The sequence below is a fragment of the Azospirillum lipoferum 4B genome, from assembly GCF_000283655.1.
In the GTDB taxonomy this organism is placed as follows: Bacteria; Pseudomonadota; Alphaproteobacteria; order Azospirillales; family Azospirillaceae; genus Azospirillum; species Azospirillum lipoferum_C.
The window spans coordinates 48709-63569 of the sequence record NC_016587.1 but is presented as its reverse complement, the minus strand read 5'-3'; the positions used below and the strand labels follow the sequence as shown (position 1 = coordinate 63569).

Sequence of the window (14861 nt, the reverse complement as noted above, 5' to 3'; positions counted from 1 at the left end):
GGTGTCCGTCAGGAGGCTTTGTCGATGCGCTGTCCGGCGGCGTCGACGACCTGCTCGCCGTCTTCCTTGGCGAAGGCGCCGCGCTGGGCATCGGGGAGGATGTCGAGCACCGCTTCGGACGGGCGGCACAGCCGCACGCCGAGCGGCGTCACCACGATCGGCCGGTTGATCAGGATCGGGTGCGCCATCATGGCGTCGAGCAGTTGGTCGTCGCCGAGCGCCGGGTCGCCGAGCCCGAGTTCGGCAAAGGGCGTGCCCTTCTCGCGCAAAACGGCACGCACCGGCACGCCCATGCGGCGGATCAGGTCGGCCAGCTCGCCGCGGGTCGGCGGCGTCTTCAGATACTCGACCACCGTCGGCTCGACGCCGCTGTTGCGGATCAGCGCCAGCGTGTTGCGCGAGGTGCCGCAGGCCGGGTTGTGATAGATGGTGACGGGCGTCATCGCGCCGCCTCCGTGGTGGCGGACGTCTTGCCCATGTCGTCCAGCTTGCGCTTCAGCGCCAGACGGTCGAGCGAGGCGATGGGCAGGCTGACGAAGGCCTGGATGCGGCGCTGGATCTGCCCGAACACCGTGGCGGTGAAGGCGGCCTTCTCCGCGTCGGTGCCCTGGGCGCTCGACGGGTCGGGGAAGCCCCAATGGGCGGTCATCGGCTGGCCGGGCCAGATCGGGCAGACCTCGCCCGCGGCGTTGTCGCAGACGGTGAAGACGAAATCCATGTGCGGGGCGTCCGCCGTCGCGAATTCGTCCCAGGTCTTGGAGCGGAGGTCCGCGGTCGGGAAGCCCAGCCGCACCAGCAGGTCATGGACATAGGGGTTGATGCGGCCGGAGGGCTGGCTGCCGGCGCTGAAGCCGCGGAAGCGACCCTTGCCCTCGCGGTTCAGCAGGCATTCCGCCATGACGCTGCGGGCACTGTTGTGGGTGCACAGGAACAGGACATTGTAGACGCGGTCGGTCATCGCTGGGTCGCCTTATCCATGCCGCGGCGCGCGCGGCGGTTGGGGTCGGGGGTTCAGGCCTCGTGGTCGCATCCGTCGGGACCGCAAGGGACGGCCAGGGTCAGGTCGGTGGAGCAGAGTTCCGGGCGGCCCTGGCAGCAATCCTCCATCAGGAAGGCGATTAGCCGGCGGGTGCCCTCGTAATCGGACGCGTAGAAGATCTGCCGCTGCACCCGCCAGGAGCGGAGCAGGCCGGCGCGTTCCAGCGTCGCCAGATGATGAGACAGGGTGGAGGCGGGGACCCCCACCTGCTGGGCGAGATCGCCGGCCGTCAGCCCGTTCGGCCCGACCGCGATCAGCAGGCGGAACACGGCAAGGCGGGTTTCCTGGGCGAGGGCGGCGAAGGCGTTGGTGGCTGCTTTCATTTCCATGCTTCGAATATAGTCGAAATATGGAAGCCGGACAAGTGACGGTTTCGTGACGGGCCCGGCGCCGCGCAGGACCGCTTGGGGAACACCCGAACGTGCGGGAAGACTTGCGGCGTCGCGGCGCTTATAGTGCGCCCTCGCTTCCGGGCCGGGCCATCCGGTGCGGGAGGTGGGGATTGCCGCAGAACGGCGAAGCGGAACCAACATGACCAGTCACGAAGACGTTTTCGACACGCCGCAGACACGGCAGCCGACCATTCTGTCGGTCTACAACCAGAAGGGCGGCGTCGGCAAAACGACCACCTCGGTCAATCTGGCCTTGGCGCTTGCAGCCATGGGCAAGAGCGTCGTCCTGATCGATTTCGACCCGCAGAGCAGCGCCACCAGCAACTTCCTGCTGCGCGACAAGGCGAAGGTCGGCATCAACGACCTGCTGCGGCAGGAGACCTTCGTCGAGGACGCCATCACCCCGACCGCCTTCGACGGGCTGTCGATGATCGTCGGCGCGCGCAAGCTCTATTCGCTGGAGCATGCGCTGGACAGCCGTGGCGGGTCGCAGCGCGGCCTGCGCAAGGCGCTGCATTTCTCGCGCAACCCGCCCGACTATGTCGTCATCGACTGCCCGCCGGCTCTCGGCCATCTGGCGGCCGGCGCGCTGGCGGCGTCGGACCGGCTGGTGGTGCCGGTGTTCCCCGGCCGCTACGCGCTGGACGGGCTGCGCCGCACCCTGCAGGTGGTGGAGCATATCCAGAACGGGCTGAACCCCAACCTGTCGCTGGCCGGCATCCTCATGATGTCGATCACCAACGACGAGGTGGGGCGCGAGTCGATGACCCAGCTGCGCGCCGAATTCCCCGACCTGATGTTCCGCACCGCCTTCCCCTATGACGTGGATGTGGTGAAGGCGACCTATCGCCGCATGCCGGCGGCGATCTTCACGCCGGAGGGGCGGACCACCTCCCGTTTCGCGGCGCTGGCCTGGGAGATCGTCCATGGCCGCGGCAGCGCGCCCGACGACGCCCAGCTGAAGCCGGCGCTGGAGCGCATCCAGGCGTGGCACGAGGCGACCGACACCTCCTACAGTGCCCGGCGCGCCTCCTCCCTCGACGAGGCGGACGAGCCGTCGGGCGCGGGCAACGGCGCCCGGCAGGCGGAGCGCGCGCAGTCCGGCCGCGGCGGCATGGGGGCGGGGCTTGTGGGGCTGGTCATCGGGCTGATCGCCGGCTTCGCGCTGGGTGCCTTTGTCGGGCAGCCGTTTCTGGGCAAGCTGCTGGCGGGTCTGGGGGGGTAGGATTTTCCCTCTCCCCGCTCACGCGCAAATCAATTTCAAGAAGAGACCATCATGCTTCCTGTCGATGCCGTGCTGCGCAAGGTGGACGAGTCCTTCGAGGAGTCGGTCGGCCGGCTTTGCGAGCTTCTGCGCATTCCCTCGGTCAGCACCGACCCCGCCTATGCCGGCGATGTCCGCCGTGCCGCCCGATGGTGCGCCGACAGGCTGGCGGCGATGGGATTCAGCGTCACCATCCATGAAACCCCCGGTCATCCCATCCTGGTCGCCCATCATCCGGGGCCGGGGCCGGGGCCGGCGGGGGCGGAGACGCCGCATGTGCTCTATTACGGCCATTACGACGTCCAGCCCGCCGATCCGGTGGAGCTGTGGAACAGCCCGCCCTTCGAGCCGGCGATCGTCGAGGCCGAGCGCGGGCGCCGCGTCGTCGCCCGCGGTGCCGCCGACGACAAGGGCCAGACCATGACCTTCATGGAAGCCTTCGAGGCCTGGCACGCCGTCCACGGCAGCATCCCCATCCGCGCCACCGTGCTGCTGGAGGGCGAGGAGGAGACCGGCAGCCCGTCGCTGCCGCGCTTCCTGAAGGAGCATGCGGCGGAGCTGCAGGCCGACTTCTGCCTCGTCACCGACACCAACGCCTGGGACGTCGACACCCCGGCGATCACCACGCGGCTGCGCGGGCTGCTCTATCTGGAAGCCACCGTCACCGGGCCGAGCCACGACCTGCATTCCGGCCTGTTCGGCGGCGCGGTGCCCAACCCGCTGAATGTGCTGAGCGGCATCCTGGGCCAGATCCACGACGCCGACGGACGGGTGCGCTTCGACGGCTTCTATGACGGCGTGCGCGAGCTGCCCGACGAACTGCTGGCGCAGATCCGCGGCCTGCCGCTGGACGAGGCGCAGTTCCTGGGTGCGCTCGGCCTGACCCGCAGCCATGGCGAGGCGGGGCGGACGCTGCTGGAACGCATCTGGACCCGGCCGACCTGCGACATCAACGGCGTCTGGGGCGGCTACACCGGCGAGGGATCGAAGACGGTCATCCCGGCCAAGGCGTCGTGCAAGCTCAGCTGCCGTCTGGTGCCCGGCCAGGACCCGGCGGCCGTCGAGGCGTCGGTCCGGCGCTTCTTCGAGGAGCGGCTGCCGGCCGACTGCACGGTCGGCTTCCGCCGCTTCAGCTCCTCCCCCGGCATCGAGGTGCCGACCGATACGCCGTGGATGCAGGCGGTGCGCGGCGGGCTGAAGGAGGCGACGGGGCGCGACGGCGTGCTGATCGGCGGCGGCGGGTCGATCCCCATCGTCGGCTGGTTCCGCGAGCATCTGGGGCTCGACACCATCCTGGTCGGCTTCGGGCTGGACGACGACCGCATCCATTCGCCGAACGAGAAGTTCGAGCTGAAATGCCTGCGCAACGGCATCCGCAGCCATGCGGCCATTTTGGGGCGCTTGGCGGCCGGGCGGGCGGACTGAGATCGGCCGGAGGGTGGGGGAGGGCGGCCGGGGCCGCCCCTCCCAACCGTCTTCTCAGGCGGCGATGCTCAGCCGGCTTCCGCGGCGGAGGAGGCGCTCCACAGGTTGATGCCGGCGTCGGCGACGGCGTGGGTGTCGATCTCCGCCAGTTCCTCCGGTGTGAAGGACAGATTGTTCAGCGCGTCCAGCGAGTTGTCGAGCTGCTCGACGTTGCGGGCGCCGATCAGGGCGGAGGTCACGCGCGGGTCGCGCAGGACCCAGGCGACGGCCATCTGCGCCAGCGTCTGGCCGCGCCGCTGGGCGATGGCGTCCAGGGCGCGGATGCGCTCCAGGTTTTCCGGCGACAGGAAATGCGCCCGCAGGGTGCCGCCCTTGGCGGCGCGGGCGTCGGCAGGCATTTCACCTTGCGACTGGCCGCCCAGATACTTGTTGGTCAGCATGCCCTGGGCCATCGGCGAGAAGGCGATGCAGCCCATGCCGAGATCGTCCAGCGTGTCGAGCAATCCGCCCTCGATCCAGCGGTTCAGCATGGAGTAGGAGGGCTGGTGGATCAGGCAGGGGGTGCCGAGCTCCTTCAGGATGCCGGCCGCCCGCCGCGTCATCTCCGGCGAGTAGGAGGAGATGCCGACATAGAGCGCCTTGCCCTGGCGGACGATGTGGTCGAGCGCGCCCATCGTCTCCTCCAGCGGCGTGCGCGGGTCGACGCGGTGCGAATAGAAGATGTCGACGTAATCGAGGCCCATCCGCTTCAGGCTCTGGTCCAGGCTGGAGACCAGATATTTGCGGGAGCCCCAGTTGCCGTAGGGGCCGGGCCACATCTCGTAGCCGGCCTTGGTCGAGATCACCATCTGGTCGCGGTAGGGGCGGAAATCGGTGGCGAGGATGCGGCCGAAATTCTCCTCCGCCGAGCCCGGCGGCGGACCGTAATTGTTGGCGAGGTCGAAATGGGTGACGCCGCGGTCGAAGGCCCGGCGCAGCACGGCGCGCCCGGTCGCGAACACGTCGGTGCCGCCGAAATTCTGCCACAGCCCCAGTGAGATGGCCGGCAGGTCGAGCCCGCTGCGGCCGGTGCGGCGATAGCTCATGCCCTCGTATCGCTGATCGGCGGCAAGGTAGGGCGGCTGCATGGCGTTCTCCCGATGTTGAGTTCTAGTGATATATCAGCATAGGGCGCCGGTGGGAGGCTGCGCAATGGCGCGGCCGGTCATATGCAATCGCGTGTCTGGCTTCCGCCGCCGCCCCGGAAGAGGGCGGTTACGTCCCTGAGGCAGCCGCGCAGCCAACGATGGGCGGCGTCGGCGTCCAGCCGGGGGTGCCACAGCAGCGAAACGGTCACCTCCGGGGCGGGGAAGGGCAGGGCGAAGCTGTGGAGGCCGGCGCGTAGGCCGGCGCTGTGCCGTTCGGGCACGCTGACGATCAGGTCGGTGCCGCGCACCAGCGCCAGCGCCGCGGCGAAGCCGCCGACGGTCGCGACGACGCTGCGCCGCAGCCCCAGCCGCTCCAGCGCCTCGTCCACCAGCCCGCGGTCGTCGCCGCGCCGCGACACCAGCACATGGCGCCCGGCGGCGAAACGGGCGGCGGTGATCCCGCCTTCGCACAAGGGATGGCCGGGGCGGACGACGCCGATGAAGCGGTCGTGGAACAGGGCCTGGACCCGCAGCTCCGGTCCGCTGTCCTGGACCACGACCCCGGTTTCGAGATCGACCGAGCCGTCGCGCAAGGGGCCGCTGTCCTTGTCCGATTTCGACAGGAAGCGGATGCGGACGCCGGGCGCCTCGCTCGCGACGCGGGTCAGCAGGGCGGCGCCGTAGCTCTCGACGAAGCCGTCGCTGGTTCGCAGGGTGAAGGTCCGGGTGAGTTGGCCGAGGTCGAGGTTCTCGGCCGGGCGCAGCGCCGCCTCCGCCTCCTGCACCAGCAGGCGCACGCGGTCGCGCAGGTCGAGCGCGCGCGGCGTGGGGACGAGGCCGCGCCCGGCCCTGACCAGCAGCGGATCGCCGGTCGCCGCGCGCAGCCGCGCCAGCGCCCGGCTCATCGCCGACGGGCTGAGCCTCAGCCGCCGCGCCGCGCCGGCGACGCTGCCCTCCGCCAGCAGGGCGTCCAGGGTGACGAGCATGTTCAGGTCGGGTGCGGTCATGCGCCGGATCGTACCATGATTTGTCCCGATCACCTCTGTCGGGACATGGCGTCGGATGCACGAATACAGTGCAACCGCTGCGCATTCCGCCATGTCATCCCGCGTCCTAGCCTTGGCGCCTGACCTGAAAATGGAGGAGTGTCATGAGGCAAGCGGTTGCGCAGGGCGATGCGGACGCGGAGGCGGCGGGCGGGACGGTCCGGTGGGGCCTGGCCGGGCTGGCGCTGGCGATGCTGCTGTCCTCGCTCGGCATCAGCATCGCCAATGTCGGCCTGCCGGCGCTGGCGTCGGCGTTCGAGGTGCCGTTCCGCGAGGTGCAGTGGGTGGTGCTGGCCTATCTGCTGGCGATCACCACGCTGATCGTCGGCGTCGGGCGGCTGGGGGACATCGTCGGACGGCGGCGCCTGCTGCTGGCGGGAATCGCGCTGTTCACGGCGGCGTCGGCGGTGGCCGCCGCGGCGTCCGGCCTGTGGATGCTGGTCGCCGCAAGGGCGGTGCAGGGGCTGGGGGCGGCGGCGATGATGGCGCTCGCCACCGCCTTCGTCGGCGATACGGTGCCCAAGGCGCGGATCGGCCGGGCGATGGGGCTGATGGGGACCATGTCGGCCATCGGCACCGCGCTCGGCCCGACGCTGGGCGGCGCGCTGATCGCCGCGTTCGGCTGGCCGGCGATCTTCCTCGTCATCGTGCCGCCGGGCGTGGCGGCCTTCCTGCTGGCGCGGCATGGCCTGCCGGCCGACCGGGTGGCGGCGGGAAGCGGGCAGGGGAGGTTCGACATCGCCGGCACGCTGATCCTCGCGCTGACGTTGGCGGCCTATGCGCTGGCGATGACCGGCGGGCACGGTTGGCTCGACTCCGTGCTGCTGCTGGCGGCGGCCGGCGGGGCGGGGCTGTTCCTGGCGGTGGAGAGGGCAGTGGAGAAGGCGATGGCGTCGCCGCTGCTGCGGACCGACATGCTGCGTGACCGGGGGCTGAGCGGCCGTCTGTTGATGAGCATGCTGGTGGCGACCGTGCTGATGGCGACGCTGGTGGTGGGACCGTTCCACCTCGCCCGCGCCCTGGGGCTGGGAACGGCGGCGGTGGGGATCGCCATGTCGGCGGGTCCGCTGGTGGCGGCGCTGACCGGCGTTCCGGCCGGCCGGCTGGTCGACCGGTTCGGTGCGCCGGGCATGACGATCCTGGGGCTGAGTGCCGTGGCGGGCGGCTGCATCCTGCTCGCGCTGCTGCCGGCGACGCTTGGCGTGGCCGGGTATAGTGTACCGATTGCCGTGGTCACCGCGGGTTACGCGCTGTTCCAGACCGCCAACAACACGGCGGTGATGGCGGGTGTGGAGAAGGACCGGCGCGGCGTGGTGTCGGGGCTGCTCAGTCTCTCGCGCAATCTGGGGCTCGTCACCGGCGCCTCGGCAATGGGGATGGTGTTCGCGCTGGGGGTGGGGACGGACGCCGCCGCCGCTGCGCCGGACGCCGTCGCGGCGGGCACCCGCATGACCTTCGCCGTCGGGGCCGCGCTGGCGGCCGTGGCGCTCGCCATCGCCTGGGGAGCGGTTCGGCAAGCGCCCCCTGCAGCGCCCCCTGCCGCGCCTCGTGGCGAGACAATGCAGCCATGACAATCCCGCCATTGCAGTGACGCTTGTCACACAAAGCATTCGGACGGGCGAGCCATTCCGGGCGGATCGTTGGACCTCTTTGTATTCCAAGGGGTTTCTCCGGTCCGCCGGTGGCGGAATCCTCCCTGTGGCCGAAAAGATACATCCGATATCGGAAATGTAATGGTGACAATGTTCCGTTTGACCCCGCCGATTACGTCTTCATAATCCTGATTGTCTCGATTGTTCGAGCGATGTGCGCCAGATTATGGAGGATCCGATGCGCCACACAGACGTGACCCGCAGTTCCGGCACTTTCACGGCAGCCCCGGGCGCCGTCCCGGCCGCCGACCGCGTCACCCGTGTCGCCTCGCGCCCCCTCTGGCGGATGCTCGACCTGTTGTTCTCCGCGCTGGAACGGCGCAAACAACGCTATGCGCTGATGCACCTCGACGACCATCAGCTGAAGGACATCGGCCTCAGCCGGTCCCAGGTGGAACAGGAAGTGACGAAGCCGTTCTGGCGGGGATGAGACGATGGCCGACAAATCCGTTCACGGCGACGCCATGCGGATCGACTACGCGGTGGAACCGGAGCTGAGCGCGGATGCGTTCATCGACGTTCTGGAACGCTCCGGGCTGGCGGAACGCCGGCCCGTGGGCGACCGCCCGCGGGTGGAGGCGATGCTGCGCAACGCCGGCCTGATCGTCACCGCAAGGGCCGACGGCCGGCTGGTCGGCGTCGCCCGGTCGATCACCGACTTCGTCTATTGCTGCTACCTGTCCGACCTCGCCGTCGACCGCGCCCTGCAGGGGCGCGGCATCGGCAAAGAATTGATGCGCCGCACCCGCGACGCGATGGGGCCGGGCACCATGTGCCTGCTGCTGTCCGCACCCAAGGCCGTCAGCTTCTATGAGCAGGCCGGGCTGACGCGGCACGGGCAGGCCTTCCTGTTCACCGATCTGGACTAAGACATCCGGGAGGAGCACCGCCGCCATGCCCGATACGATCATCAGCAGCGGGGCCGACAGCAGGATCGACACCGCGGGCCTCGCCATCTCCTACGCCGACGTGGCGGGGGCGGCGGAGCGGATCGCCGGCGTCGCCCACCGCACGCCGATGCTGACCAGCCGCACCGCCGACACGCTGACCGGCGGTGAGCTGCTGTTCAAGTGCGAGAATTTCCAGCGCACCGGCGCCTTCAAGATCCGGGGCGCCTACAACGCCGTATCGCGCTTCACCCCGCTCCAGCGCGCGCTGGGCGTCGTCGCCTATTCGTCGGGCAACCATGCCCAGGCGTTGGCGTTGGCCGCGTCGATGCTGCGGGTGAGGTCCACCATCGTCATGCCGCAGGACGCCCCGGCGGCCAAGCTGGCGGCGACGCGCGGCTATGGTGCCGACGTGGTTCTGTACGACCGCTATGCCGAGCCGCCCGACGCCGCTGTCGCCCGTGTGCTGGAGGAGCGGGGCGGCGTCCTGATCCCGCCCTTCGACCATCCCCATGTGATGGCCGGCCAGGGCACCGTCGCCAAGGAACTGATCGAGGAGGTTCTGGCGGGAGGCGGGGCACCGCTGGACCTGCTGGTCGTGCCGACCGGCGGCGGCGGTCTGCTGTCCGGCTGCGTCGTTGCCGCCAAGACCCTCAATCCCGGCTGCCGCGTGATCGGCGTCGAGCCGGAGGCCGGCAACGACGCCCAGCAGAGCCTGCGCAGCGGCGAAATCGTCCGCATCGACGCGCCCAAGACCATCGCCGACGGCGCCCAGAGCCGCGCGGTCGGCCAGCTGACCTTCCCGGTGATTCAGCGGCTGGTCGACGACATCGACACCGTCACCGACGAGCAGCTGGTCGACGCCATGCGTTTCTTCGCCAGCCGGATGAAGATGCTGGTCGAGCCGACCGGCTGCCTCGCCGCCGCCGCGGTGCTGTCCGGCAAGATCGACGTGCGCGGCAAGCGCGTCGGCATCGTCGTCACCGGCGGCAACGTCGATCTTTCCCGCTTCTCCGCGCTGGTGCAGGCGGGCTGAACTCCCGTTTTCTCCGAATCGAATTCCCCCAAGACGTAAGGGATCCCTACAATGACCGGGAAAGCCATGCGCCTGCCCATCTATCAGGTCGATGCCTTCACCGACCGCGTCTTCGCCGGCAATCCGGCGGCGGTCGTGCCGCTGGAGTCCTGGCTGCCCGATCCGCAGCTCCAGGCCATCGCGGCGGAGAACAATCTGGCGGAGACCGCCTTCTTCATCCGAAATGGTGAGGGCTATGAGCTGCGCTGGTTCACCCCGGCGGTGGAGGTCGATCTGTGCGGCCACGCCACGCTGGCGACCGCCTTCGTCATCGCCACCATCCTGGAGCCCGGCCGCGGGCGTATGGACTTCGCCACCCGGCAGGCCGGCACGCTGACGGTCACCCGCGACGGCGACCGCTACACGCTGGACTTTCCCAACCGCCCGCCCCAGCCGGCGGAGACCCCCGATCCGACCCTGCTGGCGGCGCTGGGCGGGCCGGCGCCGGTCGCGATCCTGAGCGGGCGCGACTATCTGGTGGTCTACGAGTCGGCCGATGCGGTGCGGGCGCTGGCGCCGGACATGGCGCTTCTGTCGAAGCTGGACAAGTGGGCGGTCTGCGTCACCGCGCCCGGCGATGCTTCGGGAGAGGGCGGGGTCGATTTCGTGTCACGCCTGTTCGCCCCGGCCCAGGGCATCCCGGAGGATCCGGTCACCGGCTCAACCCACTGCATGCTGACGCCTTACTGGGCGGAGCGGCTGGGCAAGACGGTGCTGACGGCGCGTCAGGTCTCGGCCCGCGGCGGCGAGCTGCTGTGCGAGCTGGCCGGCGACCGGGTGAAGATCGGCGGGCAGGCGGTGCTGTATCTCGAAGGCTCGATCCTGGTGTGATGCGGGGGAGGATCATCCATGTCCGACAATTCCGTGCGCCTCTTCTCCTACGGCACCCTGCAGCAGGAGACTGTGCAACTGGCGTCCTTCGGCCGGCTGCTGGCCGGGCGGGCGGATGCCATGCCGGGCTATCGCTGCGACATGCTGGAGATCACCGACCCGGAGGTGATCCGCACCAGCGGCAAGCGCTTCCACCCCGTGGTCGTCGAGAGCGGCGACCCGGCCGACGAGGTGGCCGGCACCCTGTTCGAGATCACCGCGGCGGAGCTGGCCGCCGCCGATTCCTATGAGGTCGCCGATTACAGGCGCGTCATGGTCCGCCTGAAGTCGGGGGCCGAGGCCTGGGTGTATGTGAAGGCGTAGAGCGTTCAGCCGCCTTGGATAAAGGCACGGCATCTATTGGGAGCCAGCCATGACTCAAGAGCTTTTCGTCATTGCAACAGCTCTCGGGCTGTACACGGCTGTGGTCGTGAGCCCGGGTCCGAATTTCGCGCTCATTTCCCGGCTCGCCATTTCCGGGGCGCGTCCCGCCGCCCTGGGGGCGACCTTGGGCTTTGCGGTCGCCTCCTTCGTTTACGCCGTCCTGACCATGACGGGGCTGGCTCTGGTGCTGACGCGGATCGGTTGGTTCGCCAGCCTCGTCCAGATCGTCGGCGGCTGTTACCTGATCTATCTCGGGGTGATGGCCTGGTTCGCCTCCCGGCCGGCTGCCGCGGCACAGCAGGGCGTGGTCGCGTCCGTCGGTGCCTGGCGCGGCTTGCGGATGGGGGCGGTCGTCAATCTGGCCAACCCGAAGGGCATCACCTTCTTCATCGGACTCTACGCCGTCGCCATCCCGACGGAGACGGCGCTATGGGCCAAGATCGTCATTCTCGGCGGTGGGTTCGCCGTGGAACTCCTCTGGTATGGGGCGGTGATCTTCCTGCTGTCCTCGCGTGCGGCGCGGGCGGCGTTCGAGCGGTTCGGCCAGTGGATCGAGCGCGCCATCGGTTCGGTCCTGGCGGCCTTCGGCCTCCGGCTGATCGCGGAGAAGCTGTAGGCCCGGAGGGGGCCTACATCACCTTCTCGAAGCGGAACATCTCGCCGCCGCCGGGCAGGCCGGACGGGCCGGGGTGGTGCGGATCCGGGTGGCGGTCGCTGAAGAACTCGACGATCCTGAAGCCGCACTTGTTCACATAGAAGTGGATGTTGCGCTTCTCGAAATAGGGCGTGTGGGTCTGCCAGACGCGCGTCTTGGGATAGCGCCGCTCGATCGCCATCCAGGCCTTGAAGCCCAGTCCCCGGCCATGCTGTGCCGGCGACAGGAAGAAGAGGTCCAGCGAATTGCGCTGCGTCGCCTCGTCGATCACGACGACGGCGCCGCCGACCCTTTGGCCGTCGCAAAGGATATGCAGAAGCTCGGTGCCCGGCGCCGTCATGGATTCGTCGAGATCGCTGCCCGAGGGGATCGAGCCCTCCTCAACGGAGCCGAACTCCTCGATGACGGCGACCGCGAAGGACGCCTCCATAACCGCCTTGAAGGCCGGCAGATCGCCGGGATCGACGGTCGCGAGGGCAACCTCGCCGTCCTGCTTGGTCCTGGTCATAACGCGCTGTCGGCGGTCGGGTTCGCCCCTTACGCCTCCGTCTCCATCCTCTGTTCCACCGCGGCGGCCTTGATCGCCTTCTGCAGCTTTTCGAAGGCGCGGACCTCGATCTGGCGGACACGCTCGCGGCTGATGCCGTATTTCTGCGACAGATCCTCCAGCGTCGTCGGCGCCTCGCGCAGGCGGCGTTCGGTCAGGATGTCGCGCTCGCGCTCGTTCAGCGCGGTCATGGCGTTCGCCAGCAGCTTGCGGCGCTTGCCCAGCTCCTCGCGGTCGGCCAGCGTGATTTCCTGGCTGGCGGTCTCGTCGACCAGGAAATCCTGCCATTCGCCCTCGCTTTCGGCGCGCAGGGGCGCGTTCAGCGAATGGTCGGGGCTGGCAAGGCGCCGGTTCATGTTGACGACGTCCTGTTCCGGCACGTCCAGCTTGGTGGCGATGGCCTGGACCTGCTCGGGCGACAGGTCGCCCTCCTCGATTGCCTGCATCTGGCCCTTCAGCCGGCGCAGGTTGAAGAACAGCTTCTTCTGCGCGGCGGTGGTGCCCATCTTCACCAGCGACCAGCTGTGCAGGATGTATTCCTGGATCGCCGCGCGAATCCACCACATGGCGTAGGTCGCCAGCCGGAAGCCGCGGTCGGGATCGAAGCGCTTGACCGCCTGCATCATGCCGACATTGCCTTCGGAGATCAGTTCCGACAAAGGCAGGCCGTAGCCGCGGTAGCCCATGGCGATCTTGGCGACCAGCCGCAGGTGGCTGGTGACGAGCTGGTGGGCGGCGCCGGAATCCTCATGCTGCTGCCACCGCTTGGCCAGCATGTATTCCCGCTCCGGCTCCAGCATCGGGAACTTGCGGATTTCCTGGAGATAGCGGGACAGATTGCTTTCGGACCCGATAGCCGGAAGGTTGGACGCCGTCGCCATGGTTCTAAAACCCCCTTTATGACGGCCGGTGCGCGCCGACATGAATTCATGCGCACACTGCCGTTCTTCAGCGCGGGTTCCATAGGCCCCTCTCAATGAGCGGGCGGCGGAACCTCGCCATTGACCGGGAGTCTAACCAAGAAAGATTTCCCGGTGTATCGTTTTAACCCGTCTCCAAGGTGACAATTAGTTCATGAATATCCGCCGGGATTGGTGAGCGGAAGGTCACGATCTCGCCACTGACCGGATGACGGAAGGTCAGCGCCGCGGCATGCAGCGCCTGTCGCGGAAAGCCAACAAGGCTGCCTCGCACCGGTTCCGGCAGCAGCGAGGCGAATTTGCCGCCGGGCCGCCCCGACCGCCCGCGGCCATAAAGCGGGTCGCCGACGAGCGGATGGCCGATATGGGTCAGGTGGACGCGGATCTGGTGGGTGCGCCCGGTCTCCAGCACGCATTCGACCAGCGAGGCCGCCATGCCGAAGCTCTTCACCACGCGGTACTTGGTGGCGGCGTGCTTCCCGCCGCCGGTCACCACCGCCATCTTCTTGCGGTCGGCGCTGCTGCGGCCGATGTTGCCCTCGATCCGGCCCTGCGTCGGGTTGGGCACGCCCCAGACCAGCGCCAGATAGGTGCGGCTGAGCGTGCGGTCGGAGAATTGCTCCGACAGGCCATGGTGGGCGCGGTCGTTCTTGGCGACCACCATCAGGCCGCTGGTGTCCTTGTCCAGCCGGTGGACGATGCCCGGCCGCTTCACCCCGCCGATGCCGGACAGGCTGTCGCCGCAATGGGCGAGCAGGGCGTTGACCAGCGTGCCGTCCGGGTTGCCGGCGGCGGGATGCACGACGAGGCCGGCCGGCTTGTCGATCACCAGCACGTCGGCATCCTCGAACACCACGTCGATCGGGATGTCCTGCGCCACCGGTTCGGCGGCCTCCGCGCCGGGAACCTCGACCTCGAAGGTCTGGCCGGGTTTGACCCTCAGGGACGGGTCCGTTATCGTCCGCCCGTCGCCGCGCACGCAGCCCTGTTCCAGCAGGGCCTGCACGCGCGACCGCGACAGGTCCGGCAGGCCCGCCGCCAACGCCTTGTCCAGCCGCTGGCCCGCCGCCTCGTCGGGAACCGTGTAGGCGAGGGCGCGGGCAGGCGAACCGGCGTCGTCGTCCGGATCGAGGAAATCGTCGGACAGGTCGTCCGGGTTGGTGTCGTCCGGCATGTTGGCGGCCATCGGCTTTGCGTATCGCGTCCTGTTTCAATCGTCCGGGAGTGGACCCCAAACCGTGCAGATCCTCAAGGCACTCGTCGTCATCATGGGCGTTCTGATCCTCGCCGGCTTCACCTTTCTGGGGGTGGAGCTGTACAAGCGGATGTCGGACCCCAACCGCGCCTCCCTGACCGCCATCGCGCCTTCGCCCGCTCCGGCCGAGCCCGCCGTCGACGTGACGCTGGACGTCCCGGCCGGTTCCCGCATCGGCGAGCTCGTGGTCGTCGGCAACCGCGTCCTGTTCAAGGTGAGCCTGCCGCAGGGGCCGGACCGCCTGTACCTGATGGACCCGCGCACCGGCGCCGTCGCCGCCACCATCACCGCCGGCCCCGTCTCCGGCAGGGCTGCTCCTTGAA

Annotated in this window: 18 protein-coding genes; 10 read left to right on the top strand and 8 right to left on the bottom strand. The window is 69.1% G+C overall.

Going from position 1 to position 14861, the window contains the following annotated elements:
• Nucleotides 1-8: 8 nt before the first annotated feature.
• From arsC to AZOLI_RS24565, 3 genes are read right to left on the bottom strand one after another with little or no spacing between them, the layout of a single operon-like run.
• Nucleotides 9-443 carry an arsenate reductase (glutaredoxin) gene (gene arsC, locus AZOLI_RS24575; protein WP_014189331.1) on the bottom strand — a complete coding sequence of 145 codons (435 nt, stop codon included), beginning with the start codon at nucleotides 441-443 and terminating at the stop codon, nucleotides 9-11.
• Complete coding sequence (locus AZOLI_RS24570) at nucleotides 440-958, bottom strand: arsenate reductase ArsC (RefSeq protein ID WP_014189330.1); 519 nt, start codon at nucleotides 956-958, stop codon at nucleotides 440-442. Before AZOLI_RS24570 ends, arsC begins: the two co-directional genes overlap by 4 nt.
• A 53-nt stretch (nucleotides 959-1011) precedes the next feature.
• Entirely contained in the window at nucleotides 1012-1368 is a 357-nt protein-coding gene (locus tag AZOLI_RS24565; RefSeq protein ID WP_044553106.1) for an ArsR/SmtB family transcription factor, read from the bottom strand.
• 202 nt (nucleotides 1369-1570) lie between these two features.
• On the opposite strand from AZOLI_RS24565, the gene AZOLI_RS24560 reads away from it, so the two are divergent.
• Together AZOLI_RS24560 and AZOLI_RS24555 are read left to right on the top strand one after the other, a co-directional pair.
• Nucleotides 1571-2656, top strand: coding sequence for a ParA family protein (locus AZOLI_RS24560; protein WP_014189328.1), 1086 nt, complete (start codon nucleotides 1571-1573; stop codon nucleotides 2654-2656).
• Between the two features lie 51 nt (nucleotides 2657-2707).
• On the top strand, nucleotides 2708-4120 hold the full coding sequence (locus AZOLI_RS24555; protein ID WP_014189327.1) for a M20/M25/M40 family metallo-hydrolase: 1413 nt from the start codon (nucleotides 2708-2710) through the stop codon (nucleotides 4118-4120).
• 68 nt (nucleotides 4121-4188) lie between these two features.
• Here AZOLI_RS24555 and mgrA read toward each other — a convergent pair whose 3' ends face one another.
• Nucleotides 4189-5247: an L-glyceraldehyde 3-phosphate reductase gene (mgrA, locus tag AZOLI_RS24550; RefSeq protein WP_014189326.1), complete on the bottom strand. Its 1059-nt coding sequence runs from the start codon at nucleotides 5245-5247 to the stop codon at nucleotides 4189-4191.
• A gap of 77 nt (nucleotides 5248-5324) precedes the next feature.
• A complete protein-coding gene (locus AZOLI_RS24545) occupies nucleotides 5325-6254 on the bottom strand; it encodes a LysR family transcriptional regulator (protein WP_014189325.1) in 930 nt (309 codons plus the stop codon).
• Between the two features lie 143 nt (nucleotides 6255-6397).
• Here AZOLI_RS24545 and AZOLI_RS24540 point away from each other — a divergent pair, with 143 nt between their 5' ends.
• The 7 genes from AZOLI_RS24540 (at nucleotide 6398) to AZOLI_RS24510 (ending at nucleotide 11777) form a co-directional block, all read left to right on the top strand.
• A complete protein-coding gene (locus AZOLI_RS24540; RefSeq protein WP_014189324.1) occupies nucleotides 6398-7864 on the top strand; it encodes an MFS transporter in 1467 nt (488 codons plus the stop codon).
• A gap of 259 nt (nucleotides 7865-8123) precedes the next feature.
• Nucleotides 8124-8375, top strand: coding sequence for a DUF1127 domain-containing protein (locus tag AZOLI_RS24535; protein WP_167331756.1), 252 nt, complete (start codon nucleotides 8124-8126; stop codon nucleotides 8373-8375).
• 4 nt (nucleotides 8376-8379) lie between these two features.
• Nucleotides 8380-8814, top strand: coding sequence for a GNAT family N-acetyltransferase (locus AZOLI_RS24530; RefSeq protein ID WP_014189322.1), 435 nt, complete (start codon nucleotides 8380-8382; stop codon nucleotides 8812-8814).
• 25 nt (nucleotides 8815-8839) lie between these two features.
• Nucleotides 8840-9868, top strand: coding sequence for a threo-3-hydroxy-L-aspartate ammonia-lyase (locus AZOLI_RS24525; RefSeq protein WP_014189321.1), 1029 nt, complete (start codon nucleotides 8840-8842; stop codon nucleotides 9866-9868).
• A 66-nt stretch (nucleotides 9869-9934) separates the two neighbouring features.
• Nucleotides 9935-10738 carry a PhzF family phenazine biosynthesis protein gene (locus AZOLI_RS24520; RefSeq protein ID WP_014189320.1) on the top strand — a complete coding sequence of 268 codons (804 nt, stop codon included), beginning with the start codon at nucleotides 9935-9937 and terminating at the stop codon, nucleotides 10736-10738.
• A gap of 18 nt (nucleotides 10739-10756) precedes the next feature.
• The gene (locus tag AZOLI_RS24515) at nucleotides 10757-11101 is read left to right on the top strand and encodes a gamma-glutamylcyclotransferase family protein (RefSeq protein WP_014189319.1); all 345 of its coding nucleotides are present in this window, start codon (nucleotides 10757-10759) and stop codon (nucleotides 11099-11101) included.
• A gap of 49 nt (nucleotides 11102-11150) precedes the next feature.
• Entirely contained in the window at nucleotides 11151-11777 is a 627-nt protein-coding gene (locus AZOLI_RS24510; RefSeq protein ID WP_044553103.1) for a LysE family translocator, read from the top strand.
• A gap of 13 nt (nucleotides 11778-11790) precedes the next feature.
• On the opposite strand, the gene AZOLI_RS24505 is transcribed toward AZOLI_RS24510, so the two are convergent.
• From AZOLI_RS24505 to AZOLI_RS24495, 3 genes are all read right to left on the bottom strand, one after another.
• Entirely contained in the window at nucleotides 11791-12324 is a 534-nt protein-coding gene (locus AZOLI_RS24505) for a GNAT family N-acetyltransferase (protein ID WP_014189317.1), read from the bottom strand.
• Nucleotides 12325-12353: 29 nt separating this feature from the next.
• Nucleotides 12354-13244, bottom strand: a complete 891-nt coding sequence (rpoH, locus tag AZOLI_RS24500; protein WP_014189316.1) for an RNA polymerase sigma factor RpoH — start codon at nucleotides 13242-13244, stop codon at nucleotides 12354-12356.
• A 163-nt stretch (nucleotides 13245-13407) separates the two neighbouring features.
• Complete coding sequence (locus AZOLI_RS24495; RefSeq protein ID WP_014189315.1) at nucleotides 13408-14469, bottom strand: RluA family pseudouridine synthase; 1062 nt, start codon at nucleotides 14467-14469, stop codon at nucleotides 13408-13410.
• A gap of 52 nt (nucleotides 14470-14521) precedes the next feature.
• Between AZOLI_RS24495 and AZOLI_RS24490 the strand changes: the two genes are divergently transcribed.
• Nucleotides 14522-14860, top strand: a complete 339-nt coding sequence (locus AZOLI_RS24490; protein WP_014189314.1) for a hypothetical protein — start codon at nucleotides 14522-14524, stop codon at nucleotides 14858-14860.
• Nucleotide 14861 lies beyond the last annotated feature (1 nt).